At 67.4% G+C, this 24264-nt stretch carries 28 protein-coding genes and 1 tRNA gene; 16 read left to right on the forward strand and 13 right to left on the reverse strand.

From position 1 onward, the window contains the following. The first annotated feature begins 2 nt into the window (after positions 1-2). The 4 genes from IEW85_RS07885 to IEW85_RS07900 all read left to right on the forward strand — a co-directional run bounded on the left by IEW85_RS07885 (position 3) and on the right by IEW85_RS07900 (position 3176). The gene (locus IEW85_RS07885) at positions 3-470 is read left to right on the forward strand and encodes an FAS1-like dehydratase domain-containing protein (RefSeq protein ID WP_188684430.1); all 468 of its coding nucleotides are present in this window, start codon (positions 3-5) and stop codon (positions 468-470) included. Next, a complete protein-coding gene (locus IEW85_RS07890) occupies positions 467-967 on the forward strand; it encodes a MaoC family dehydratase (RefSeq protein WP_229658893.1) in 501 nt (166 codons plus the stop codon). The genes IEW85_RS07885 and IEW85_RS07890 overlap by 4 nt, the downstream gene beginning before the upstream one ends. Continuing rightward, positions 967-2073 carry a UDP-N-acetylmuramate dehydrogenase gene (locus tag IEW85_RS07895; protein ID WP_188684433.1) on the forward strand — a complete coding sequence of 369 codons (1107 nt, stop codon included), beginning with the start codon at positions 967-969 and terminating at the stop codon, positions 2071-2073. Before IEW85_RS07890 ends, IEW85_RS07895 begins: the two co-directional genes overlap by 1 nt. A gap of 65 nt (positions 2074-2138) precedes the next feature. Then, the gene (locus IEW85_RS07900; protein ID WP_188684435.1) at positions 2139-3176 is read left to right on the forward strand and encodes an aldo/keto reductase; all 1038 of its coding nucleotides are present in this window, start codon (positions 2139-2141) and stop codon (positions 3174-3176) included. Positions 3177-3343: 167 nt separating this feature from the next. On the opposite strand, the gene IEW85_RS14350 is transcribed toward IEW85_RS07900, so the two are convergent. The 9 genes from IEW85_RS14350 to IEW85_RS07940 all read right to left on the reverse strand — a co-directional run bounded on the left by IEW85_RS14350 (position 3344) and on the right by IEW85_RS07940 (position 11583). Then, positions 3344-3475 (reverse strand): putative transporter small subunit, encoded by a 132-nt coding sequence (locus IEW85_RS14350; RefSeq protein WP_229658894.1) that lies wholly within the window; start codon positions 3473-3475, stop codon positions 3344-3346. Positions 3476-3480: 5 nt separating this feature from the next. Then, positions 3481-5190, reverse strand: a complete 1710-nt coding sequence (locus tag IEW85_RS07905) for a sodium:solute symporter family protein (protein WP_188684437.1) — start codon at positions 5188-5190, stop codon at positions 3481-3483. Between the two features lie 297 nt (positions 5191-5487). Further along, the gene (asd, locus tag IEW85_RS07910; RefSeq protein WP_188684439.1) at positions 5488-6651 is read right to left on the reverse strand and encodes an aspartate-semialdehyde dehydrogenase; all 1164 of its coding nucleotides are present in this window, start codon (positions 6649-6651) and stop codon (positions 5488-5490) included. A 118-nt stretch (positions 6652-6769) separates the two neighbouring features. Next, a complete protein-coding gene (locus IEW85_RS07915) occupies positions 6770-7069 on the reverse strand; it encodes an NF038396 family protein (protein WP_188684441.1) in 300 nt (99 codons plus the stop codon). Continuing rightward, the gene (locus IEW85_RS07920) at positions 7066-7611 is read right to left on the reverse strand and encodes a dihydrofolate reductase (protein ID WP_229658895.1); all 546 of its coding nucleotides are present in this window, start codon (positions 7609-7611) and stop codon (positions 7066-7068) included. The genes IEW85_RS07915 and IEW85_RS07920 overlap by 4 nt, the downstream gene beginning before the upstream one ends. A 34-nt stretch (positions 7612-7645) precedes the next feature. Next, complete coding sequence (locus tag IEW85_RS07925) at positions 7646-8461, reverse strand: thymidylate synthase (protein ID WP_268234663.1); 816 nt, start codon at positions 8459-8461, stop codon at positions 7646-7648. 155 nt (positions 8462-8616) lie between these two features. Continuing rightward, the gene (locus IEW85_RS07930) at positions 8617-9654 is read right to left on the reverse strand and encodes an NUDIX hydrolase (RefSeq protein ID WP_229658896.1); all 1038 of its coding nucleotides are present in this window, start codon (positions 9652-9654) and stop codon (positions 8617-8619) included. Between the two features lie 72 nt (positions 9655-9726). Beyond that, complete coding sequence (mshD, locus tag IEW85_RS07935; protein WP_188684443.1) at positions 9727-10809, reverse strand: mycothiol synthase; 1083 nt, start codon at positions 10807-10809, stop codon at positions 9727-9729. Positions 10810-10866: 57 nt separating this feature from the next. Next, complete coding sequence (locus IEW85_RS07940) at positions 10867-11583, reverse strand: winged helix-turn-helix domain-containing protein (RefSeq protein ID WP_188684445.1); 717 nt, start codon at positions 11581-11583, stop codon at positions 10867-10869. A gap of 354 nt (positions 11584-11937) precedes the next feature. Here IEW85_RS07940 and IEW85_RS07945 point away from each other — a divergent pair, with 354 nt between their 5' ends. The 4 genes from IEW85_RS07945 to ygfZ are packed head-to-tail and all read left to right on the forward strand — an operon-like array spanning position 11938 to position 14831. Continuing rightward, positions 11938-12783: a hypothetical protein gene (locus IEW85_RS07945; RefSeq protein WP_188684447.1), complete on the forward strand. Its 846-nt coding sequence runs from the start codon at positions 11938-11940 to the stop codon at positions 12781-12783. Between the two features lie 18 nt (positions 12784-12801). Continuing rightward, positions 12802-12936 (forward strand): hypothetical protein, encoded by a 135-nt coding sequence (locus tag IEW85_RS14565; RefSeq protein ID WP_268234664.1) that lies wholly within the window; start codon positions 12802-12804, stop codon positions 12934-12936. A 6-nt stretch (positions 12937-12942) separates the two neighbouring features. Then, positions 12943-13539 (forward strand): nitrobindin family protein, encoded by a 597-nt coding sequence (locus tag IEW85_RS07950; RefSeq protein ID WP_188684449.1) that lies wholly within the window; start codon positions 12943-12945, stop codon positions 13537-13539. 38 nt (positions 13540-13577) lie between these two features. Beyond that, positions 13578-14831 (forward strand): CAF17-like 4Fe-4S cluster assembly/insertion protein YgfZ, encoded by a 1254-nt coding sequence (gene ygfZ / locus IEW85_RS07955; RefSeq protein ID WP_229658897.1) that lies wholly within the window; start codon positions 13578-13580, stop codon positions 14829-14831. Between the two features lie 259 nt (positions 14832-15090). Here the strand turns inward: ygfZ and IEW85_RS07960 are convergent, their stop codons facing one another. Together IEW85_RS07960 and IEW85_RS07965 are read right to left on the reverse strand one after the other, a co-directional pair. After that, entirely contained in the window at positions 15091-16122 is a 1032-nt protein-coding gene (locus tag IEW85_RS07960; RefSeq protein ID WP_188684683.1) for a 6-phosphofructokinase, read from the reverse strand. An 87-nt stretch (positions 16123-16209) separates the two neighbouring features. Continuing rightward, the gene (locus IEW85_RS07965) at positions 16210-17442 is read right to left on the reverse strand and encodes a pyridoxal phosphate-dependent aminotransferase (RefSeq protein ID WP_229658898.1); all 1233 of its coding nucleotides are present in this window, start codon (positions 17440-17442) and stop codon (positions 16210-16212) included. 183 nt (positions 17443-17625) lie between these two features. Here IEW85_RS07965 and IEW85_RS07970 point away from each other — a divergent pair. From IEW85_RS07970 to IEW85_RS08005, 8 genes are all read left to right on the forward strand, one after another. After that, positions 17626-17698, forward strand: a tRNA-Trp gene (locus tag IEW85_RS07970). A 60-nt stretch (positions 17699-17758) separates the two neighbouring features. Next, a complete protein-coding gene (gene secE, locus IEW85_RS14630; RefSeq protein WP_188684453.1) occupies positions 17759-18187 on the forward strand; it encodes a preprotein translocase subunit SecE in 429 nt (142 codons plus the stop codon). 48 nt (positions 18188-18235) lie between these two features. Further along, the gene (gene nusG, locus IEW85_RS07980) at positions 18236-18943 is read left to right on the forward strand and encodes a transcription termination/antitermination protein NusG (protein ID WP_229658899.1); all 708 of its coding nucleotides are present in this window, start codon (positions 18236-18238) and stop codon (positions 18941-18943) included. 161 nt (positions 18944-19104) lie between these two features. Next, positions 19105-19536 carry a 50S ribosomal protein L11 gene (gene rplK / locus IEW85_RS07985; RefSeq protein ID WP_188684455.1) on the forward strand — a complete coding sequence of 144 codons (432 nt, stop codon included), beginning with the start codon at positions 19105-19107 and terminating at the stop codon, positions 19534-19536. A 99-nt stretch (positions 19537-19635) separates the two neighbouring features. Beyond that, positions 19636-20340, forward strand: coding sequence for a 50S ribosomal protein L1 (rplA, locus tag IEW85_RS07990; protein WP_188684457.1), 705 nt, complete (start codon positions 19636-19638; stop codon positions 20338-20340). 537 nt (positions 20341-20877) lie between these two features. Beyond that, positions 20878-21399, forward strand: coding sequence for a 50S ribosomal protein L10 (gene rplJ, locus IEW85_RS07995; protein ID WP_188684459.1), 522 nt, complete (start codon positions 20878-20880; stop codon positions 21397-21399). 58 nt (positions 21400-21457) lie between these two features. Further along, the gene (gene rplL / locus IEW85_RS08000; RefSeq protein WP_188684461.1) at positions 21458-21844 is read left to right on the forward strand and encodes a 50S ribosomal protein L7/L12; all 387 of its coding nucleotides are present in this window, start codon (positions 21458-21460) and stop codon (positions 21842-21844) included. Between the two features lie 165 nt (positions 21845-22009). Then, complete coding sequence (locus tag IEW85_RS08005; RefSeq protein WP_188684463.1) at positions 22010-22153, forward strand: hypothetical protein; 144 nt, start codon at positions 22010-22012, stop codon at positions 22151-22153. Between the two features lie 92 nt (positions 22154-22245). On the opposite strand, the gene IEW85_RS08010 is transcribed toward IEW85_RS08005, so the two are convergent. Both IEW85_RS08010 and IEW85_RS08015 read right to left on the reverse strand, forming a co-directional pair. Further along, positions 22246-22740: a hypothetical protein gene (locus tag IEW85_RS08010; RefSeq protein ID WP_188684465.1), complete on the reverse strand. Its 495-nt coding sequence runs from the start codon at positions 22738-22740 to the stop codon at positions 22246-22248. Beyond that, positions 22737-24254: a PspC domain-containing protein gene (locus IEW85_RS08015; protein ID WP_188684467.1), complete on the reverse strand. Its 1518-nt coding sequence runs from the start codon at positions 24252-24254 to the stop codon at positions 22737-22739. Before IEW85_RS08015 ends, IEW85_RS08010 begins: the two co-directional genes overlap by 4 nt. Positions 24255-24264: the final 10 nt, after the last annotated feature.

Below are 24264 nucleotides of genomic sequence, written 5' to 3' on the forward strand. Positions count from 1 at the left end.
GCATGAGCGTGAACACTGCACGGGAGGGTCACCAGTACCCACCCGCAGAGCCGTACCAGGTCAGCCGCGAGGCTGTCCGCGAGTTCGCCGTCGCGGTGAAGGCGGAGCATCGGGCCCACTATGAGGTCGATGCCGCCGAGCTCCTGGGCCACCGCGACCTGGTGGCACCGCCGAGCTTCGCCGTCGTCGTCGCCCAGCGGGCTGAGGCCGCGGCCATCGAGGACCCGGAGCTGGGTGTGGACTTCAGCCGCGTGGTCCACGCCGATGAGCGCTTCTCCCACCACAGCCCCATCCTGGCCGGCGACACCCTGCACGCCCAGGTCACCGTGGACCGCATCCGTGTGATGGGCGCGGGCGCCATGGTCACCACCAAGGTGGAGATCACGACGCCGGAGGGTGATCTGCGTTCCACGGTCACCTCCAGCCTGCTGGTCCGTGCCGATGAGGAGAATGAGGAGGCCGCCGCGTGAGCGACCAGAGCACCAGCTCCCCAAGCACCCCTGACATCGACACCCTGGAGAAGGGCCAAGAGATCGGCTCCCGCGAGATCACCTTCTCGCGCGCTGATCTGATCGCCTATGCCGCCGCCTCGGGCGACCACAACCCGATCCACTGGAACGAGCGCTTCGCCCGCGAGGTCGGCTTGGACGGCGTGATCGCCCACGGCATGCTCACCATGGGTTCGGCCGTGGACCTGGTCAGCAGCTGGGCCGGGGATCCGGGTGCAGTGCTGGACTACCAGGCCCGCTTCACCAAGCCGGTCCCGGTTCCCGACGCCGAGCAGGGCGGTCCGGACACCCCCACGGCCACGCTGCGGATCAGCGGGAAGATCGGCGCGGTGGACGCTGAGGCCGGCACCGCACGGGTCGACCTGAGCGTGGAGCTGCTGCCGCAGGAGCCCGAGACCGAGGACGCCAAGCCGCAGAAGGTGCTGGCGAAGTCTCAGGCTGTGGTGAAGCTCGCCTGATGACTGAATTCGCCGAGAACACCACGGCACGGGTCGGTGGCTCCGCGGGGGAGTGGATCATCGCCCGCACCGAGGAGGAGGCGCTGGCCGTCCTGCAGCAGCACCCGCTGCCCACGCAGGAGCAGCGGGCCGCCGGACAGGACAGCCTGCTGGTCCTCGGCGGAGGATCCAATCTGCTGGTCTCCGACGCCGGCTTCGGCGGCACCGTGCTGCAGCTGGCCTTCACCGGCATCTCCGCCGAGCTCTCCCCAGACACCGCCGTGGTGACCGTGGCCGCCGGAGCCAACTGGGACCGGACGGTGGCGTGGACCGTGGACCACGGCTGCTCCGGCCTGGAGGCGCTCTCCGGGATCCCCGGTTCGGCGGGGGCCACGCCGGTGCAGAACGTGGGTGCCTATGGCGCCGACGTCTCCCAGACGCTGCTCGACATCCGGGCCTGGGACCGGGCCGCCGGCGAGCTGATCACCCTGGAGGCCGAGCAGCTGGAGTTCGGCTACCGGAATTCGCTGCTCAAGCGCACCACGCTCAGCGGTTCGCCGCGCTATGTGGTGCTCTCGGTGCGCTTCGCCCTGGAGCACCGCGGGGAGGAGACCCTCTCGGCACCGGTGCGCTACGGCGAGCTGGCCCGTTCCCTGGGCCTGGAGGCCAACGCGGCCGAGGACGAGCGCCGCGCCCCGCTGCAGGACGTCCGGGCAAAGGTCCTGGCGCTGCGCGCGGGCAAGGGCATGGTCCTCGACGACGCCGACCCGGACACCTATTCCACCGGCTCCTTCTTCACCAACCCGATCGTCCCGGCCTCTGCCGCGGCCGGACTGCCCGAGGGCGCCCCGCGGTTCCCCGCCGGGCAGGGCGAGTCCGGTGAGGAGCTGGTGAAGCTCTCGGCAGCCTGGCTGATCGACCAGTCCGGCTGCGCGAAGGGCTTCGGTGCTGAGCTGACCGGGGGCCGGGCCTCGCTGTCCACCAAACACACTCTGGCGGTGACCAACCGCGGCACGGCCTCGGCCGAGGACCTGCTGACGGTGGCCCGCGCCGCGCGCGACGCGGTGAAGGAACGGTTCGGCGTCGAGCTCCGCCCGGAGCCGGTGCTGCTGGGATGCACCCTTTAGCGTCTTGCCGGCCTGATCTGAAGAGCTGCGGCGACCTCATGCAACGATCTCGGAAGGACTGTCATATGCCTGTCGCGGATGTCCGCCTGGGCAGCGGCGACCACGCCCTGAACGTGACCTCCATCGGCTATGGGGCGATGTCCATCGCCGGCGCCTACGGGAGCATGGCCGAGGACGCCGCCATCGATCTGCTCCATCACGTGGAGGAGCGCGGTGTGAACTTCATCGACACCGCCAACATCTATGGCGACGGGGTCAGCGAGCAGGTGGTGGGGAAGTTCCTCGACGGGCGCCGCCACGACTTCGTGCTGGCCACCAAGGTGGGGATCGAGAAGGGCGGTGGCGTCGGACAGCGCCGCCCCCGGGGCGATGCCGCCTATATCCGTGAGCAGATCGACCTGAGCCTGAAGCGGCTGGGCACCGACTATGTGGACCTCTACTACCTGCACCGGGTGGACCCGGAGGTGCCCATCGAGGAGAGCGCCGGGGCGCTGAGCGAGCTGGTCGAGGCAGGCAAGGTCCGCGCCATCGGGCTCTCCGAGGCCACCGGCGAGGAGATCCGTCGCGCCCACGCCGTGCACCCGGTGACCGCGGTGCAGTCCGAATGGAGCATCTTCTCCCGGGACGTGGAGACCTATGTGCTGCCCACCTGCGCGGAGCTGGGGGTCGGGTTTGTGCCTTACTCCCCGGTGGGCCGCGGGCTGATCACTGATCACTTCACCCCGGATGCGCTGGGTGAGGGCGATGGCCGGCATAACTTCCCCTGGTTCCAGGCGGAGAACCTGCCGCTGAACCAGGAGCTGGCCGAGCAGGTGCTTGCTGAGGCGGCCGCGCTGGACGTCCCCGCGGCGGGGCTGGCGCTGGCCTGGCTCTTCGCCAAGGCCCACGGCCTGGGCGTGGAGATCTCCCCTATCCCGGGCACCCGCTATGCCGAGCACTGGGACGAGCTGCAGGCCGGGCTGGGCGCCGGAGGGGCCGGCGTCGAGCTCGATGCCGGCGTCATCGCGCGCCTGGACGCCCTGGCCGAGCAGGTCCGGGGTGAGCGCAGCTTCAAGGTGGACTGGGTCTCCGGCGGCCGCGAGGGGCTCATCCCGCGCAGCTGAGGGCGCGGCCCTCTCTGGTCAGTGCTGGTGCCGGCGCTCCTCGGACGGGGCGGATTTTCTGATGACCTCCGTCTCTGCTGAGTCTATGGCGGTTGCAGAAGGTCCCGGCACCCCTGGATGGGATGCCGGGACCTTATGGCCTCACCCAGCGGCTCAGCGCCGGGAAGTCAGAGCAGCGTGCGGCCCTCGCGGCGGGCCTCGCGCCAGTCCGCGACGAATCCCTTGACGAGCAGTGACATCACGGCCAGCACGATGACCGGCCACACCAGCACATAGAGCGTCAGCAGAATGGTCTCCACGTCGTTCAGCTCCTCTCTGCGGTCTCGCGGTCGTCGGCATCGGCGTCATCCGGTGCATCCTGATCCGTCTCAGACCGGCGTTCGTCGAAGTCTCCGACCCGCCGACTGATCACGGAGAAGTCGAAGCTGGCGCCGCTGCGCACGGACATGCCGATGCACACCAGGGTGCTCACGGCGTAGGCCACCAGGGAGGCGCTCAGGACGGTGTACTCGTGCATCCAGCCGAAGGTCAGCGGCAGGCTGATCACCGTGGCCAGCACACCGGTGACCTGTCCTGCCCGGAGACCGAAGAAGCCGAAGGCCATGAGCCCCAGGATCACGCCGATGCCCACCGCGTTGAGCAGGTCGACCATCACAGCGAAGAAGGCAGTCTCCATCGGCAGCCAGTCGAAGCGCACCGGCAGGAAGACCGCCAGGGCGGTCAGCACTGCGGTGACGAAGGCCCGGTTGGTGACCTTCTGCCAGTAGAAGCTGGCGATCACCGGGAACACGAGTGCACCCCAGAGGGCGCCGACGAGGACCAGCATGTCCAGGATGTCGAGCTGCAGGCCGGCGACGATCACCGCCGCAGCGGTGGCCAGCACCATGGTCATGCGTCCGACGAACAGCATCGTCTGAGGGTTGGCCCGGCCGCGCTTCGCGATGTTCTGTCCGTAGATGTCGGCCATGACGATCGAGGACAGCGCGGACAGGTCCGAGTCCGCAGTCGAGGAGAGCGCACCGATGATGATGATCAGGAACAGTGCGATCAGTGCGGTCGGCAGGTACTCGGCCGCCATCTGCGGCACCAGGTTGTTGCTGTCGCCGCCGGCCGGCTCCACACCGAGGTACAGGGCCAGGACTCCGAGCATCCCGACGCCGATGACCATCGCTCCGTAGCCCACAGTGGCTGTCACGAAGGTCTTCTTGATCAGGTCCTCCCGCACGGCGAAGAGGCGCTGCGCGATGGTCTGGTTGCCGATCGCATAGGCCAGGACGGCGGCGATGTAGGGCGCACCTTGGTTGAGGAAGGCCTCGGAGGAGAAGAAGTTGCCCTGCTCCGGGCTGAGGTTGGCCGATCCGGATTCGAAAGCTTCAGGGAAGCCGGCGGCGAAGAAGATGATGGGGATGATGATTCCCACCAGAAGGAGCATCGCCAGCACCTGCATGACGTCGGTCAGGGCTGAGGCGCGGAAGCCGGACCAGAAGGTGTAGAGCAGCACGCCTGTGGCCACGGCGATGACGCCGTGGACGAAGCTCAGCGGGGAGAACATGGCGATCAGGGCGCCGCCGGCCACGAAGTTCGTCATCAGGCTCATGATGCTTCCGACCACGTTGGAGCCGGCGAGCAGCAGTTGGCTGGAGCTGCCGTGCCGTGCGCGCATGATCTCTGCCAGTGTGTGAGCCCGCGGGGCGATCTGTCGGATGCGCCGGCCGAACGGGTAGATGAACAGGATCATCAGGGCGCCCCAGAGGCCGTAGTGGATGGGGCCGGAGATCCCGTAGTTGTAGCCGGAGGTGGCTGATGCGTAGAGCGACGACGCCCAGATCCACGTGGCAGTCATACTTGCGGCTGCCACGCCGAAACCGACTTTGTTGCCCGCGGTCATATAGGCGTCCGCGTTCTCCTTCTTGCGGCGGATCCTCAGCGCCACATAGAGCGTGATCCCGTAGAAGAGGATCAGAAGCACGACGACGGTAGCCGTGCTGAGGATGGGTGAACCGGAGTCCTCCATACCTTCCTTTCGTCATACCCTGCGGTGTGTGGTGAACCAGTGTGTCCAGTGTCTGTCCAGCCAGTTCCGACTGATTCGTCAGTTCTGGGCCGTTGGGCATCATAGGGACTGGTTCTGTGCAGGGTGGGCCGGTTCAGAAGGTCAGAAGGGGTGTTCGGGGCCTCGGCTGGAGTTGCTCCTCCTCAGGTGCCCCAAGGTATGCAGAAGGCCCCGGTGCTCAGTTCAGAGCGCCGGGGCCTTCTGTGGTCCTGTGGGATATGCCACAGGAATCTCTCGTCGTGGAGGCGGGAGAGCGCCTCAGAGCTTGCCGACGGCGATCAGCAGCATGCGGCGCAGCGGCTCGGCCGCGCCCCACAGCAGCTGGTCGCCCACGGTGAATGCGGAGATGTACTCCGGGCCCATCTCGAGCGTGCGGATGCGGCCCACCGGGATGTCCAGGGAGCCGGTGGCGGCCACGGGAGTCAGCTGCTCCATAGTGGCCTCCTTCTCGTTGGGCACCAGCTGGGCCCAGTCGGTGCCCTTGGCGACGATGTCCTCGATCTCGCTGACCGGGATGTCCTCGCGCAGCTTCAGCGTCAGCGCCTGGGAGTGGGAGCGCAGGGCACCCACGCGCACGCAGAGCGAGTCGAAGGGCACTGCGTCCCCGCGGCGGTCCACGCCGGGGGCCAGGTTGTCGCCGCGGCCGAGGATCTTATTGGTCTCGACGCCGGCCTTCCACTCCTCCTTGGCCACGCCGTTGCCGAGGTCGGCGTCGATCCACGGGATCAGCGACCCGGCCAGCGGCACGCCGAACTGGGAGGCGTCCAGGCCCTCACGCTGGGTCTGGAGCACCTTGCGGTCGATGTCGAGGATGGCTGACGCCGGATCGGCCAGCTCGGTGCCCACGGCGGAGCTCAGGTCGCCGAACTGGTTCAGCAGCTCGCGCATGTGCTTCGCGCCGCCGCCGGAGGCCGCCTGGTAGGTCATGGCGGTGCCCCACTCGACCAGGTCCTGCTTGAACAGGCCGCCCAGGCCCATGAGCATGCAGGAGACGGTGCAGTTGCCGCCCACGAACTCCTTGACCCCGGCTGCCAGGCCGGCGTCGATGACGTCGCGGTTGATGGGGTCCAGGGTGATGATGGAGGTGTCCTCCATGCGCAGCGTGGAGGCTGCGTCGATCCAGATGCCGTCCCAGCCGGCCTCGCGCAGCTTGGGGTAGACGGCCTTGGTGTAGTCGCCGCCCTGTGCGGTGACGATGATCGGGAGCTTCTTCAGCGTCTCGATGTCATAGGCGTCCTGGAGGCTGGTCTCCTCGGCCTCCACGCCGTCGAAGGTCGGGGCGGGGCCGCCGGCGTTCGAGGTGGAGAAGAACACCGGGTTGATGTGGGCGAAGTCGCCTTCGTCGAGCATGCGCTGGACCAGCACGGAGCCGACCATGCCGCGCCAGCCGATGAGGCCTACGGAAGAAACGGTGGAAGTCATGCTCTCCAGCGTATCGAAAAAGCGCAGCCGCCCGTTCTTGGAGTTGACAGTTCAGCCCGGCCTCGATCAGCCGCTCAGCTCGTCCCCGCTCAAGAGGCCAGGTCAACCCGACGCCGGATCAGGACTCGCGCTCTTCGCGCTCCTCGCGGGTCTGGCGCTCCACCACGCGGGTGTCCCGGTTCAGGATCTTTGTGCGGCGGAAATGGGTCCACAGCCCGGCGACCACCCAGGCCTGCAGGATCACGGCCAGGAAGATCAGCCCCGGCACCAGCCGGTCGTTGAGGATGAGCACCAGGCCCATCACAGCGGTGATCAGTGCGAGCACGGGAAAGACCACATAGGCGGCCAGGCCCAGCACCACGGCGTTGGCGAATCCCGCCTGGGCGGCGTCGTGCTGGAGTTCCGGCTTGTCAGTCATGGGCGACCCTCTCTGCGGTAGGTCTCGAAGCGATAGCGCGTACCGTTCTCAGCGGTCTTCCACCCCTGTTCAGGGACCTTCACGACGCCGGCCCAGCCCTCACCCAGCTGGGGCGCGTAGGTGTCGCCCGCGGTCTGCAGGTCGATCCGGGTGATGGAGGCCAGATCCGCCAGATCCTTCTCCATGGCCTCGGCGTAGATGCGTCCGCCGCCCATGATCCACGTCATATGGGCCTTGGGCGCCTTCTGCCCGGCCAGATCGACCGCCTCCTTGAGCGAGGAGGCGGTGAGTGCACCCTCGGAGCGCAGCGAGGCGGCGCGGCCGGCGTCGGAGCTGATGACCACATTGGTGCGTTTGGGCAGCGGCCGGAACTGCTCCGGCAGCGACTCCCAGGTCTTCCGCCCCATGATCACCGGACAGTCGGCGGTCATCTTCTTGAAGTAGGCGAGGTCCTCGGGCAGGTGCCAGGGCATGCCGCCCTCATGGCCGATGACGCCCTCGGCGGCCTCGGCCCAGATCATTCCGACCAGCTGCGTCTTCACAGTGCTCCTTCCCTCGGTGCGGACCTCAGGCGCCTCAGACGGCTACGGGGGCCTTGATGGCGGGGTGGTGCTGGTAGTCGAGGACCTCGAAGTCCTCCAGCTCGTAGTCGAAGATCGTCTCCGGGGTGCGGGCCAGCTTCAGCTGCGGGGCGGGGTAGGCCTCGCGGGAGAGCTGCTCCTGGACCTGCTCCACGTGGTTGTCGTAGATGTGGCAGTCGCCGCCGGTCCAGACGAACTCACCGGGCTCCAGGCCCACCTGCTGGGCCACCATGAGGGTCAGCAGCGAGTAGCTGGCGATGTTGAAGGGCACGCCCAGGAGCATGTCTGCACTGCGCTGGTAGAGCTGGCAGGACAGCTTGCCGTCGGCCACGTAGAACTGGAAGAGGATGTGGCAGGGCGGCAGGGCCATCTCCTCGAGCTGGCCCGGGTTCCATGCGGAGACCACATGGCGGCGGGAGTCGGGGCTGGACTTCAGCTGCTCGATGACCTGGCTGATCTGGTCCAGGGAGCCGCCGTCGGGAGTGGGCCAGCTGCGCCACTGCACGCCGTAGATGGGGCCGAGCTCGCCGTCCTGGTCCGCCCATTCGTTCCAGATGCGCACACCGCGCTCCTGCAGCCAGGTGGCGTTGGAATCGCCGCGCAGGAACCAGAGCAGCTCCAGGGCCACAGACTTGAAGTGGACCCGCTTGGTGGTGATCAGCGGGAAGGACTCGGCCAGGTCGAACCGGATCTGGCGGCCGAAGACGCTGCGCGTCCCGGTGCCGGTGCGGTCCGACTTATGGGTGCCGTTGGCCATCACATCGGCCAGCAGGTCCTCATAGGGCGTGGGGATTGCATCAGCTGAGCTCACGCAGCCAGTCTACCGCCCGGGGCCTGGACGCGGATCGACGCAGATCGTGTACCGGAATGTGGCGAATACGGGGATCGCGTACCTCAATCTCGACAATGAGGTACGCAATTCGGCAGGTGGGGCGGCCCCAGGGCCGGAGGCCGGAGCCAGCCCGCTCAGTCGTCGAAGGGGTCGTAGACCTCCACGGAGACGACCTCTCCGCTGCGGTCGGTGGCCTGCTGGGCGACGATCACCGCGCCCGGGGCCAGATAGGGGTCCTCTGCGGGCAGGGCCTCGCGGATGAACTCATCCTTGATCCAGCCGCGCAGCTCCTCCAGCACCAGCGGCAGCACCGGCCGGTGGGTGCACAGGCAGCTGGGTTGCAGCAGCTCCAGGGACTTATGCGTCCGGTTCTGCGGCTTCTTCGGATTCTCCTGGGCCCGCTTCTCGGTCAGCGACTTCCGGTACTTGATCTTGTGCCGGTGCTGCTTCACATAGGGCGCCACCGTCTCCACACAGCGCTTCCACGGACTGGACTCCAGGTGGCGGGGTCGCCAGGCGGCCAGCAGCCGCTCCACCGCCTTGGCCTGCCGCTTGCCGGTGGCGGCCAGCGGCCGCTCTCCCTCGGCACGGGACCAGGAGGAGCGGGGCTTGGCCTTGGCATGGCGCAGCACCACGAACGGTGTGGTGCGCAGCCGCTGCTCATCGTGCAGACGCTCCAGGGCATCCAGCGGGACGATGTCGCCACTCTGGGTCAGCATCTCTCGGGCGGCGTCGATGGTCACCCAGCGGACTTCGTCGGTCTCCTCGGCGTCGGGGCGCGGAGTGCCCTCTTTGACCTCGGCGGCCCAGTACCAGACCGCTTTGCTGCGCCGCTTCTCCGCCCGAGGGTTGCCCTGGGCGTCGTCGCTGCGCGCCTTGACCACGTCATAGCGGGTGATCGGCAGCGGGATGCCCAGCCGAACCTTCAGCCCGATCTCCTCGGACACCTCGCGCACGGCACATTCGGGCAGGGTCTCGTCATCGTCCAGCTTCCCCTTGGGGAAGGACCAGTCGTCATAGCGCGGACGGTGGATCAGCAGGACTTCGAGCTCGCCGCGATGAAGCCGCCAGCAGAGAGCCCCGGCGGCCAGGATCTGCGCATCGGTGCCGTCATCGGCGGAATCAGCGGTTCGGCGGCGGGGGCCCTGATGCAGAAGTGCTCCGGTGCTCACACCTGAAAGATACCAGCCCGGTGCACTCCGGGCGTCACGCAGAGACCTACGCAGAGGCTCATAGCAGCAGGCCTACTGATAGGAGGGCGCGAACTGGGTGTCCACGTCCCAGCGGGTGAAGCCCAGCGTCCGGTAGAGCCCCACCGCAGGCTCATTGTCCGCATCTACGTAGAGCATGATGGCGCTGAGCCCCTCGCGGTGCAGATGCTCGATGCCGGCCAGGGTGAGTGAGCGCCCCAGGCCGCGTCCCTGCGCCTCAGGCGCGACGCCGACCACATAGACCTCACCGACGGTCTCGTGCTCCTCGGCCCCCTCCTCGGGGTGGTGGACCTTGGTCCAGTGGAAGCCCAGCAGCGTCTCCTCGCCGTCGGCACCTTTCTCCCAGGCCAGCAGGAAGCCGGCCGGATCGAACCAGTCCTCGGCCATGCGCGCCTGCAGATCTTCCAGCGTCAGCCGACCCTGCTCGGGGTGATCGGCGAAGGCTGCGGCATTGGTGCGCAGCCAGGCCTGCTCGTCCTGACCGGGGCGGAAGGGGCGGATCTCCATGCCCTCGGGGAGCTGTGCGCTGGGCAGGTCCTCGGAGGACATCTGGTCCACTGCGGAGAGCCGCATCCGCCAGAGTTCGCGGACCGGGGTCCAGCTGAACCGCGAGGCCAGCCGCTGCGCCGCAGCATGCTCACCGTGGGCCCACGCGCGCTGCAGCCGTCCGGTGGTGGGGGAGAGGGTGCCCTGGGAGAGCGCGGCGGCCAGCATTCCGCCGATGCCCTGATTGCGGCAGTCGGGGCGGACCACCATCTCGAGCACATCCGGGCTCTCCTGGCCGTCCTGGGGATCACTCATGACCACGACGCCGGCCCCGGCCAGCAGTCCGCGGTAGGCGTCGTCGGTGCGGACCTCGGTCTCAGCGGCGGTGTCTGCGCCCGCCCAGGCGTAGGCGATGGTCAGCGGAGCCTCGCCGACGTCGCTCTCCAGGGCCTTGGTCAGCTCGATGAGCGTCTGTTCGGAGAAAGGAGGGTTGCCGTCGGCGTCCTCGGCCGCCCGGGCCAGCTCGTTCAGCGCCTCCACGCGCTCGCGGCTGGGTGCCTCGCGCAGCGTCTCCACGGTGATGTCCTGGGGCTGGGCCCTCTCGGCCTGACTCTGAGCCTCGGTGCTCATGGATCTCACACTCCCTGCGCCGCTGCCCCTCCGGGCGAGGGGCACTGTGTCATGGACTTACACAGTATCTGAGGAGAGGCTGTCTGCGGCAGGGATATCTTCGCCCTCGCCGTTGTCATCGCTTCCGGAGACCACCAGGCGGTAGCCCACGTTGCGGACGGTGCCGATCAGCGTCTCGTGCTCGGAGCCGAGCTTGGCGCGCAGGCGTCGGATGTGGACGTCCACGGTGCGGGTGCCGCCGAAGTAGTCGTAGCCCCAGACGTCGTGGAGCAGGCGGTCACGGGTGAAGACCTGGCCCGGGTGCAGGGCCAGATGCTTCAGCAGCTCGAACTCCTTATAGGTGAGGTTGAGCAGCCGGCCGTTGATCGTGGCCATGTAGGTGGTCTCATCGATGCTGATGGCGCCGGCGCGGATCTCGCCGCTGGGCGCCTCATCCTCCACCTCGACGGCGGCCAGGCGGATGCGTGCGTCGATCTCTCCGGGGCTGGAGTCGGTGAGCAGGAAGTCATCGGTGTGCCAGGACTCGTTGAGCGTGGGCAGGCCGGTCTCGGAGACGATCACCATCACTGGGGAGAGCATCGAGGACTTGACCAGCTGGCACAGCGATCGTGCGTGGGCCAGGTTCTTCCTTGCGTCGATCAACGTGATGTCTACGTTCGGCGCGCGGACGATGCTCGAAGCCTCAGAAGGGAAGGAGCGAACCCGGTGATTGAGCAGCTCCAAGGAGGGCAGAGCGTCGTCGGGGGCGTCAGAGAGCAGCAACACCTGTGCCATCCGTCGTCCTCCCTCTCGACTGCTTGTCACCAGTGTGGCGGCTGAGCCCCTCCCCATGGTGGCCATAGGTCCGTGAGTTGCCTCACAGCGGGGCATCGAGCCCGGTTCATCTGGACGTCATGCACCGTTGATGCCGGGTCCGAGTAAACCAGTCCCGTTGTTACAGCGCCGTTACAGGTCTCCAACGCGCCGATGCGCGCCGCGGGACTGGTCAAGGAGTATAGCCGAGGTGATGTCGCCTCCGTCGCCCTCTGTCCCACAGGACTCATGAGCCCTGATCCGGGCGGCGGAAGTCCCATCCCCGGCATGAGCGCTGAGCGAGCCGTTCAGCCCCCTCTGGCAGGATGGTCTCCTGTGAAGTATCTACCAGTGGCCGCTTCCGCTCTGATCTCCGCGGCGGCGCTCGCGCTGACCTCCTGGCTGGGCACCGCCGCACTCACCGTGGTGGTGTGCCTGATCTGTGCCGTCGTCGCACTGGGCTGGCCTCAGCTGATGGGGGTCACCGCCCGAGGCTCCCTGTCCGCGGTGATCGCCGCCGCCGGCATCGTCGCCGCCGTCGGCGCGTCCATCGCCGCGGCGGTGGACACCCTCTTCTTCTGGTCCTCAGTCTCCCTGGCCTTCGGCATCATCGCCGTCTTCCTGATCCAGGTGCTGCGCGGCACCGGCCGGCCGCACCGGCTGGAGTCCACGCTGGGCGCCTGCGCCGGCGTCGTCGTCACCACCACCGCTGCGGGCTGGGTGGCCGGCCTGCGCTACCCGGCCAGCCTGGCCGAGGGCGGCGAGCAGTCCGATGTCATGGGCTTCCTGAGCGTGCGCGGCCTGATGCCCTACGAGGACTGGGGCATGCTGGGCGTGACCGGCCCCGGCGGCGAGCTGAGCGTGGTGGGACTGGCCGCGGCCACGCTGTTCATCGGCTCGCTCATCGCCTGCCTTCCCTGGCGCGACGCGCTGAGCCTGCCGCTGGTGGTGCTGGGCAGTGCGGCCGCCGCCGTCGGGCTGGCTGTGTTCTGGGGTGAGCTGACGCTGCTCTTCGCCGGGATCATCGGGCTCAGTGCCGGTGCGCTGCTGGCCTGCTTCCGCCGCTTCCTGATCCAACAGGGGGCGCCGTCGGGCCTGCTCTCCGGGACGGCCGTGGGTGCGGCGCCCATCGCCGCAACAGGTGTTCTCATCTACTTCACGGAACGCGTCCTGCTGGTGTGACCAGCTACACTGCTGACTATGAACTTCGCACTGCAGAACGTCTCGCTTCTGGCCATGGAGATCTTCTTCATCGGGCTGATCGTGCTGTGCGCACTGATCGTCGCCGGTATCTCCTGGGTCGTCGTCTCCCGCCTGTACAAGGGACAGCGCTGACCTTCTATGGCACCTATGGAGCTGCCCACTGACCTGACTCCTGAGCTCGCACCGCTGTACTGGCTGCTGGGCGAGTGGGAAGGCCAGGGACGGCTGGGCGAAGGTGAGGAGTCCGACCCCACCTTCACCCAGAAGGTCACCTTCCGTGACTCGGGGCTGGAATTCGTCGAGTACCGCGCCGAATCCTGGCTGACCGATCACGACGGCACCCGGTTGCGCCCGCTGAGCGTGGAGACCGGCTTCTGGTCCCTGGACCGCCAGCGCACCGACGCCGACGTCGGGCCCGGTCTGGACCCCGCCGATGTGGTCCCCGCCTTCAAGAGTGCCTCCGAGGTGGAGGAGCTGGCCAATGAGGACGGCTCCTACCCGATCACGGCGACGATCTCGCATCCGGGCAGCATCACCGAGCTCTACTACGGGCGCATCAAGGGCCCGCAGCTGCAGATCGCCACCGACGCTGTGATGCGCGGTGAGCAGGCGGCGGAATACCCGGGCGCCACGCGCATGTTCGGACTGGTGAACAACCAGCTGTTCTGGCGTTGGGATGTGCAGGAGGGTGTGGGCATGACCGCCCACGCCTCCGCCATCCTCGACCGCGTCTGAGCAACGCCTGGTCTCCCAGACCTCCAAGGAGCCGTCCTGTGACCGAGTATTCCTCCCCTCTTCTGCAGCGTCCCGGTGCTGTGGCAGACTCCGGCGACGACGCCGGCCTGGCCGCCCACTACGGGGACCCCACCAAGGAGCAGCGGACTCTGGACCGGGGTCGCGCAGCGGTGGATCTCTCCAACCGCTCCGTGGTGACGGTGACCGGTCCGGACCGGCTGAGCTGGCTGACCACCCTGTCCTCGCAGAAGGTGGACGGACTGAAGCCGGGGGAGTCCTCCGAGCTGCTGCTGCTGGACATCTCCGGGCGCATCGAGCACGACGCGGTGATCACCGATGACGGCGAGACCGCTTGGCTGATCACTGAGAACACCCACGGCGGCGTCCTGGCCGAATGGCTGGACGCGATGAAGTTCATGCTGCGGGTGGAGATCACCGATCGCACGGACGACTACGCCGTGCTGGGCTCGGTGCAGCCGCTTCCTGAGGAACTTCCCGACGCCGTCTCCGCGGCCGCCCGCTGGGAGGACCCGTGGCCCCAGCTGGGGCCGGGTGCCGCCAGCTATGCCGCTGTGGAGGAGACGGGTCATCCCGGGGCCGACTGGTCCTGGCATCTGACGGTGATCCCGCGGGAGAGCCTGGCCGCCGTGGTCGAGGGCCTGGAGGCCCAGGACTGGACGCTGGCCGGGACCTTCGCAGCCGAGGCCCTGCGCGTGGCCGCCTGGCGTCCGCGCCTTGCCCGTGAGGTCGATGAGAAGGCCATCCCGCATGAGCTGGACCTGATCCGCACCGCCGTCCACCTCTCCAAGGGCTGCTATAAGGGCCAGGAGACTGTGGCTCGGGTGCACAATCTGGGGCATCCGCCGCGCCGCCTGGTCTTCCTGCACCTGGACGGCTCCGAGCACACGCTGCCCGCCGTGGGCGCCGAGGTGCTGGCCCCCAAGGAGCCCACCGCCGACGCCGAGGCTCTGGCAGCTGAGCGCGCCGTGGGCGTGGTGACCTCTGCGGTCCGGCACCACGAGATGGGTCCGATCGCTCTGGCCCTGGTCAAGCGCCGTGTGGACCCGGAAGCGGGGCTGGTGGTCCGCGACGCCGTCGCGAGCGCCGCCGAGCCGCAGGAGGGCGCTGAGGAGGCCAGTGCTGAGGGTCTCGCGGAGGAGGCGCCCGCACCCACCTTCTACGCCGCGGCTCAGGAGCTGATCGTCCGTCCCGACGCCGGCAAGACTGTCGGCCGTCCGCAGGGCGATTTCGTCCGCGCGCCCCGCCGCCCTTCAGGCACCGGAACCCGCTGAGTCTCTCCCACTGTGTGATCAGATAAGGCCGTCATATCGCCAGATTCGGCGGTCATTACGCGCGTATCTGATCACACCTCGTTGCCCCGACTGCCAGTCACGCCGCCCCGCACTATTCATCCGACAGAGGGCGGGCCCAGATACGACGACGCCGGCGACCTCACAGAGAAGGAGAGGTCGCCGGCGTGGGGAACTCCGGTGCACAGCGAAGAGGTCGAGGCACCACAAGGGTTCCCCGGCCTCTCTCAGTTCGGGCAGATCACCGGCCGAAGAGGATCTTGGCCTCTTCGTAGCGCTCGGCGGGGACCGCCTTGAGGCCGTCCAGCGCGCTGGCGAGGTCCTCCTGGACGATCTCGGTGCCGCGCAGCGATGCCATGTGGCCCCAGGCCTTCTCATGGGCCAGGTCCAGGGCCTTCATGCCGAAGCGGGTGGCCAGGACGCGGTCGTAGCCGGTGGGGTTACCACCGCGCTGGATGTGGCCCAGCGTGGTGTTGCGGGTCTCGATGCCGGTGCGCTCTTCGATGCGCCCGGTCAGCCACTCGCCGATGCCGCCCAGGCGGGGGCGTCCGTCGGCCTCGTGGCCCTTGCCGGCAAGGGCCTCGTCGTCGCCCTCGGGGATGAAGCCCTCGGCCACCACGACCAGTGGGGAGCGGCCGCGGGAGTGGACCTGCTCCACCCATTCGCAGACCTGGTCGAGGTCGACCTTCTGCTCGGGGATGAGGATGGCGTGGGCGCCGGCGGCCATACCGGAGTGCAGGGCGATCCAGCCCACATGGCGGCCCATGACCTCGGCGACCATGCAGCGGTGGTGGGATTCGCCGGTGGTGCGCAGCCGGTCCATGGCGTCGGTGGCGATGGAGATCGCCGTGTCGAAGCCGAAGGTGTAGTCGGTGGCCTTCAGATCATTGTCGATGGTCTTGGGCACGCCGACCACGGGGACCCCGTCGTCGGCCAGGCGCTTGGCGCCGGCCAGGGTTCCCTCGCCGCCGATGGCGATGACGGCGTCGATGTCGTGACGCTTCATCTGCTTGGCGATGTTCTCCGGGCCACCCTTGGGATGGTTGTACGGGTGGGTGCGGGAGGTGCCCAGGATGGTGCCGCCTTCGCGTGCGAGGCCGCGGACGTCGTGGCGGGTGATCTCGGTGTAGTCGCCCTCGATCAGGCCGCGCCAGCCGCCTTTGAAACCGACGAACTCGTCGCCGTAGCTCTTGATGCCGTGCAGAACGGCGGAGCGGATCACGGCGTTGAGACCGGGGCAGTCCCCGCCGGAGGTCAGCAGTCCGATGCGCATACTTGTGCTCATCCCTTCATCAGATGACGAATGGTCCTGGCGACGTCGGCAGGCTGGAGAATCTTCCGGGGTTCAGTCTAATCCTCGTCAGCTTCCGGCGATGAGCGAACGGATCCGCTCGATGCCGCGTGCCAGGTCCTCATCGCCCAGAGCGTAGGACAGGCGCAGGAAGCCGCTGGGGCCGAAGGCCTCTCCGGGCACCACGGCCACCTTGGCCTCCTCGAGGATGAGCTCCGCCAGCTCGGCGGAGGTGGTGGGGGTCTTTCCGGCGATCCCGGCGGCGGTGCCGTCCTCGCCGAGTGCCCCGCGGACGTCCACATAGGCGTAGAAGGCGCCTTCCGGGGTGGGGCAGTCGAAGCCCGGGATGGCGTTGAGGCCCTCCACGATGGCACGACGGCGCCGATCGAAGGCGGTCTTCATCTCTTCCACCGCATCCAGCGGTCCGGTCACGGCGGTCAGCGCGGCGACCTGGGAGACGTTGGCGACGTTGGAGGTGGCGTGGGACTGCAGGTTGGAGGCGGCCTTGATGACGTCTGCGGGTCCAACCATCCAGCCTACGCGCCAGCCGGTCATGGCGTAGGTCTTGGCCACACCGTTGAGCACGACCACCTGGTCGGCCAGCTCGGGCAGCGAGGCGATGGAGGTGAACTCGGCGCCGTCGTAGGTCAGGTGCTCATATATCTCATCGGTGACCACCCACAGGCCCTTCGACGCCGCCCAGCGGCCGATCTCTGCCACGGCCTCGGGAGAGTAGACGGCACCGGTGGGGTTGGAGGGGGAGACGAAGACCAGCACCTTGGTGCGCTCGGTGACCGCGGCCTCGAGCTGGTCCACGGTGACGCGGTAGCCCTGCTCGGGTCCGGCGAAGACGTCCACGGGGACGCCGCCGGCCAGCTTGATGGACTCGGGGTAGGTGGTCCAGTACGGTGCTGGGACGATGACCTCGTCGCCGGGGTTCAGCAGCGTGGCGAAGGTGTTGTACACCGCCTGTTTGCCGCCGTTGGTGACCAGGACGTTGGAGGCGGCCAGCGGCTGACCGTCGATCCGGTATCCGGAGTCGCGGGTGGTCTTCTCGGCCAGGGCCTCGCGCAGCTCGGGCAGACCCGCTGCGGGGGAGTAGCGGTGGTGCTTGGGGTTCCGTGTGGCCTCAGCGGCGGCGTCGACGATATACTCCGGCGTCGGGAAGTCCGGTTCTCCGGCGCCGAAGCCGATGACGTCTTCGCCGGCGGCCTTCATGGCCTTGGCCTTGGCATCGACGGCGAGTGTCGCTGATTCGGCGATGGAGCCGATGCGGTCGGAGATGCGGGAGGCAACAGGCATGGTGGTTCCTTCGTCGTTCGAGGAGGTCATCATCAACCACCCTACCGGGATCGGTGAAGCGGCGTCAGGATCGCGGTTTGTCGTTCCGGACAGCTTCGGCGTAGACTGTTTCACCGGTGTCTTGAACACCTCTACTGACCGTGCCTGCTGATGTAGGCTCGTGACGCTGGAGCAGGACCCCGAAGGGCAGTGGCGCAATTGGTAGCGCAACGGTCTCCAAAACCGTAGGTTGCAGGTTCGAGTCCTGTCTGCCCTGCGCTGAGTCTCGTTTCTCGGCGGAAACACCACCCGATCCGTTCTGACAGATGGAGCCTTCGTGTCGCAGACGCCTTCGACTGATGAGCAGGGCTCCCCTGCTGGAGGCGACCCCAAGGGCCCGTTCGGCAAGGTGTGGCTGTTCCTCCGCCAGGTGATCGATGAGCTCAAGAAGGTCGTTGTTCCGACCCGCAGGGAGCTGACCAACTACACGCTGGTCGTCCTGGTGTTCGTGATCATCGTCATCCTGATCGTCTCCGGCCTGGACCGTGTGTTCAGCACCGGCGCAGATTGGATCTTCGGTGGGGACGGCCCGATCGAGGAGGAGGGTGTCGACGCCCCCGCTCCCGGTCCGGAGCAGGCCCCCGGCGAGGAGCTGGCCCCTGAGGATCTCGAGGATATGAACCTCGAAGACCTCGACATCGAAGGTGGCGAGGACGGCGAGCAGCTGGAGATGGAAGAGCCCGAGGGCGACGACGCCGCCGAGTGATGCAGCAGATCGCTGCGTCAGCTGAGCATCACGGAAAGCAGGAGAGAAGTGTCTGAGCAGGATCTTTCGCAGGAGACTCCCGAGCAGGAGGCGACTCCCGAGGAGGAGAAGTCCTACGAGGAGCGCGCCGAGGAGCTCAGGGCTAAGCTGCGCCGTCAGCTCGGCGACTGGTACGTCGTCCACACCTACGCCGGCTACGAGAAGCGCGTGAAGTCCAATCTGGAGACCCGTATCCAGACCCAGGACATGGAGGACTACATCTTCGAGATCCAGGTCCCCATGGAAGAGGTCGTGGAGATCAAGGGCACCCAGCGCAAGGTCGTCAACCGCGTGCGCATCCCCGGCTACGTGGTGGTCCGTATGGAGCTCACCGACGCCTCTTGGGGCGTCGTCCGCCACACCCCCGGTGTGACCGGCTTCGTGGGCAACGCCCATGACCCGCACCCGCTGACCACCAACGAGGTCTTCGACATGCTGGCCGAGCACCTGCTGGGCAAGCCGGACGCTCCGCGCAAGGCCGTCGTCGACGGCGAAGAGACGGTGGAGGGCGAAGGCACCGCCGCACCGGCATCGGATGTGAAGGTCGACTTCGAGGTCGGCGAGTCCGTGACCGTCACCGATGGTCCGTTCGCCACCCTGCCGGCCACGATCTCCGAGATCCAGCCGGACTCCCGCCAGCTGGTGGTCCTGGTCTCGATCTTCGAGCGTGAGACCCCGGTGACCCTGAACTTCAACCAGGTCGAGAAGATCTACTGATCTGATCCTCTCGGCTGGGCTGCGTTCCAGCACAACTACAGATGTCCGACGTCGCAGGTTCGCTTTGGCCTGCGGCGTCGAGCTGGTCGCTGCGCCACAGCGGCCGACCCCTCCGCCCTCGCTCCTGAGGCCGGAGGAAGCACGGAGAGTAAGGACAGATTATGGCCCCCAAGAAGAAGGTCGCCGGTCTGATCAAGCTGCAGATCGAGGCAGGTGCCGCGAACCCGGCTCCGCCCATCGGTCCCGCACTGGGTCAGCACGGCGTCAACATCATGGAGTTCTGCAAGGCTTACAACGCCGCGACTGAGTCCCAGCGCGGCAATGTGATCCCTGTGGAGATCACGGTCTACGAGGACCGCTCCTTCACCTTCATCACCAAGACCCCGCCGGCAGCTGAGCTGATCAAGAAGGCCGCAGGCGTGCAGAAGGGCTCCGGTGTTCCGCACACCGAGAAGGTCGGCAAGCTGACCCAGGCCCAGGTCGAGGAGATCGCTCAGACCAAGATGGAAGACCTCAACGCGAACGACATCGCCGCCGCATCCAAGATCGTGTCCGGCACCGCTCGTTCCATGGGCATCACCGTCGACGGCTGAACAGCCGTACCAGACATATAGGAAGGCCCGACGCCGTCGGGCCGGTGGGAAGGGCCGAGCGCGGTCCGCGTACCACAACTGCTAAGGAGAACATCGCAGATGGCAAAGCGCAGCAAAGCATACAAGGCGGCACTCGAGAAGATCGGCGAGGACGTCGTCTACTCCCCGGCTGAGGCAGTCGCACTGGCCAAGGAGATCAACCCCTCCAAGACCGACGCCACCGTCGAGGTCGCCATGCGCCTCTCGGTCGACCCCCGCAAGGCCGACCAGATGGTGCGCGGCACCGTGAACCTGCCCCACGGCACCGGTAAGACCGCCCGCGTGGTCGTCTTCACCCAGGGTGACAACGTGGTCAAGGCAGAGGAGGCCGGCGCCGACTTCGTGGGCGGCGATGAGCTGATCGCCAAAGTCGCCGACGGCTGGACCGACTTCGACGCAGCCGTGGCCTCCCCGGACATGATGGGTAAGGTCGGCCGCCTCGGTAAGGTGCTGGGTCCCCGCAACCTGATGCCGAACCCGAAGACCGGTACGGTGACCCCCGACGTCGCCAAGGCTGTCGGCGACATCAAGGGCGGCAAGATCGACTTCCGCGTCGACAAGCACTCCAACCTTCACTTCATCGTCGGTAAGACCAGCTTCGATCAGCAGCAGCTGGCGGAGAACTACGCCGCTGCTCTGGACGAGATCCTGCGTCTGAAGCCCAGCGCCTCCAAGGGTCGCTACATCCAGAGGGTCACCGTCTCCACCACCTTCGGCCCCGGCATCGCCGTGGACCCGAACGTGACCAAGGTGGTCTCCGAGTGAGCCTCTAGGATCTCCTGACCGGAGATCCGCACGCAGAGGCCCCGTTCCCTTCGCAGGGAACGGGGCCTCTGTCGTATCTGGCGTGTGACGTCTCCCCATGGATCCGCTGAGGTGCACAGAGGTGTCATGCCCGTGTCCAGGAAGGTGTCCACATGCCGGAAGACTGATCGAAGTCATGGGTGAGCATGAGGCTCCGGGCGCTGCGGCACTGAGGCACTGAGAGATGCAGGGTCCTCGATTATGACGGCCCCGCATCTGCGTGTATAGTTGCATCTGACCAAAGACCGCCGGTCGTTGTCGTCGTGTGCAGATCAGTGGCACTGAGAAGCACGGTCATCTGGCACCGCCAGAGTTGCGACGCAACTGTAAAGACCCTTTCGGGCGACCTGCGCAGGTGCGATGAAAGCCATTGGATCTCTCTGTTGGGACTCTGTCCTGCGGAAGAGATGAGATGAGCCCCATGCGCCTGCGCATCGGGGCATTTTTTATGCCTTGCGTCCGTCAGGATCGACCGGCCCACTGACCGGAAGGAGTGCCATGGCGAATCCTGAGAAGGCTGCCGCCGTCGAGGAGCTGAAGGAACTCTTCAGCAGCTCGACCGCCGCAGTGCTCACGGAATACCGCGGCCTCTCCGTGGACAAGCTGCAGACCCTGCGGCGGTCCGTGCGGGAGAACGCACAGTACGCCGTGGTGAAGAACACGCTCACCGAGATTGCGGCTGAGGAATCCGGCATCGAGGCCTTCGCAGGCAAGATGACCGGCCCGTCCGCTATCGCCTTCGTGCACGGCGACGCCATCGACGTGGCCAAGGCACTGCGTGACTTCGCCAAGGACAACCCCGAACTCATCGTCAAGGGCGGCTACATGGATGGCGCCATTCTCGATGAAGCGGGAGTGAAGAAGCTCGCGGATCTTGAATCCCGTGAGGTTCTGCTGAGCAAGATGGCTGGCGCTCTCATCGGCGCCCAGTCCAAGGCTGCGGCTACCTTCCAGGCACCGCTGTCCAAGGCCGTTCGTACGGCTGAGGCGCTGCGTGCCAAGCAGGAAGAAGCAGCCTGAGCTTTCAGCGCATCAACATCGCAAGATCCGCATCTAGCAACATTAAGGAGCCACTCTCATGGCTAAGCTGAGCAACGAAGAACTGATCGAGCAGTTCAAGGAGATGACCCTGATCGAGCTCTCTGAGTTCGTCAAGGAGTTCGAAGAGGTCTTCGACGTGACCGCAGCAGCTCCGGCCGCTGTCGCTGCCGCTCCGGCAGCCGGTGGCGGCGAGGCTGAGGCTGCTGAGGAGCAGACCGAGTTCGACGTCGTCCTCGAGGACGCCGGCGACAAGAAGATCGGCGTCATCAAGGAGGTGCGCGGTCTGACCTCCCTCGGTCTGAAGGAGGCCAAGGAGCTCGTCGACGGCGCTCCGAAGCCCGTCCTGGAGGGCGTGGACAAGGACGCTGCTGAGAAGGCCAAGGAGACCCTGGAGGGCGCAGGCGCCAAGATCACCCTCAAGTGATCTGTGCGGCCTGAGCCGCATTCTCCAGCTTCTGAAGCTGCATCGAAGGACCCCGGAGGTGAACCTCCGGGGTCCTTCTGCATCTGCAGCACTTCTCCGAGCAGCCTGACCTGGGCAGGCGTCGTCGAGAGCGCTGGGGATGCTCAGCGCCGATCTGGCGGATGCGTGGAGCGCCTCAGGCAATACGCCCTGGACGGATGGCAGGCCTTCTTGGATCAGCTGGCCGATGCCGACCGATCGGCGGACCTCTCCACGCGGTACGACGAGCTGCAGGAGCAGTACGGGCCCCTCACCGCTGAGCGGCAGTGAAATGCCGATGCACGGTGGTTCTGCGCCTGAATGTCCTAGGCGGGCTGTCCAGAGACAGAACCCCCATGCATCGGCAGGGGAGGGCGGCGGCGCTAGATGCGCCGGCCGCTGCGGGGGAGCAGTCCTCCCACCACCAGCGCCAGACCGGCCAGGGTGCAGATGCCCAGCGCCACCAGCAGTGGGTCCAGGAAGACGCCGAACAGCACGGTCATCACCGTCCAGAGGGCCAGGATCAGGCACATGGCCGCGAAGACGAGTTGACCCAGCCGCGGCCCCGACTTCTGCGAAGACGACGACGCCGGCGCGGTCATAGGGGCCGAGTGCTGAGCCGTCGAGAGCGCGCCCCCGGAGTCTCCAGCCTCGGTGCCCTGCTCCGCCTCGGCGCGCTGCCACCAGCGAGGCTTCTTCTCCGGCTCCTTCCAGGTGAAGTCCTGCTCGGACTGGGCCTTCAGCGAGTCGGCCAGCAGCTCATCGATGTTCTCCGGCTCCGGAGGCATCGGCATCGTGGCGGCGGGGTCGGTCTGTTGGGGCGCCGGCCTGCGCACCTGACGGGTCGGCTCCTCGGAGGGGTTCTGGGTGGGGCTCATCGTCCTTCGACCTCTTCTGCGTAAGTGGTGGCGTCGTAGATCTCGACATTGCCGAAGCCTGAGTTCAGGTCCAGCTCGATCACGCTCTCGGCATCTTCAGGTCCCAGCTCGTGGTCCGCGCCGGCGATCCCGCTCTCGTCGAACCAGCCGTCCTGGGTGCGGACGTTCAGGCTGCCCATGGCGTGGCCGTTGTCCACCAGCACTCGGGCCTCGTCCGGAACGACCACTGTGGCGTTGGCGAAGGCCATGTTGACCTCAGCGTGGTGAACTTCGGCGCCGTCCTCCGGCGCCGCGTCCAGGTCCCGCAGATCCACCAACGTGTTGGAGAAGGCGGTGCTGGTCGAGGAGCCGCTGGTGGAGTAGTTGCCGAAGAGGAAGTGGTCCGAGCCGTCGCTGGGGCCTGTGCTCGAACCCGGGCCAGGGGCCAGCAGGGTCAGCCCCACCATCACGCTGGCGGCCATGCCCAACACGAAGCCGTTGCCCTTCTTCCCGCGCGCCGCGGAGATCATGTGCCGGAAGGCCAGCAGGACCACCAGGGCGGCGGTGCCCAGGGCCAGCACGCTCAGTGTGGAGAGGCCGAACCACCCGCTGACGATGGACAGCGCCACGGTCACCGGGATGACCAGCAGGAGCAGCCCCCAGGTGAGCATCCGGCGTCGGCGGCGCTCGGCCCGCTCCTGCGGGCTCTCTGAGGCCGGCGTCGGGTACTGATAGCTGTAGTCATAGCTGTACTGGTAGTCCGCGGCAGGGTACGACGCCGACGCCGCGGCAGAGCCTCCGTGCTCGGCTCCGCAGCCGGAACCGGCGTTCTGCCACTTCCCGGCGGTCTGCCCAGACTCAGCGCCGTAGGCAGCGCCCTGCCCAGCACCGGATCCGGAGGAGGGCTCGGAGTCCTTGGGGTACCAGGCCGGCTTGCCGTCCGCGCGGGAGGGAGCCTCAGCAGACCCGCCCTTCGAGGATGTCGCCGGCCCCTGTGCTTTTCCCCGACCACCGGCCTGGTCAGCGCCGGAGCCATCACCGCCAGCACCGTCGGCATCCTCGCCGTCCTGGTGCCGACCGCAGCCGCCGTTCCTGCTGATGAAAACATAGACGCCCCAGACCACTGCGCCGATCACCAGCAGGTTGATCAGGATGGCGAAGGGTCCGCCGATGTTGATGGGGGTGAAGACATTCGCCGCGCCCAGCACCGCCAGCAGGCCTGAGGTCACCACGGCCCCGTTGAACTGGCCGCGCATCGCGGACTCGGCGTGGATCCGGCCGCGCTGATCGGGGACCAGCAGCCAGGCCAGGCCGTAGAGCATGGCTGTGGGGGAGGCGACGAGGATCAGAGCGATGACGCCGATGCCGCGCAGCAGCGTGGCGTCCCATCCGGTGCGCTGGGAGACGGCGGAGAAGACGCCGCCGATCCAGCCGCCGTCGGCGCGGCGGACGCCCGTGGAGCGCAGCCAGTCGAAGAACTGGCGGCCGGTCTCCGGCTTCTCCTCAGAGGGCTGAGTGTTGGTGTGCTGTTCCATGCCTCCAGCT

It is taken from the genome of Nesterenkonia cremea (assembly GCF_014642675.1).
Lineage (GTDB): Bacteria > Actinomycetota > Actinomycetes > Actinomycetales > Micrococcaceae > Nesterenkonia > Nesterenkonia cremea.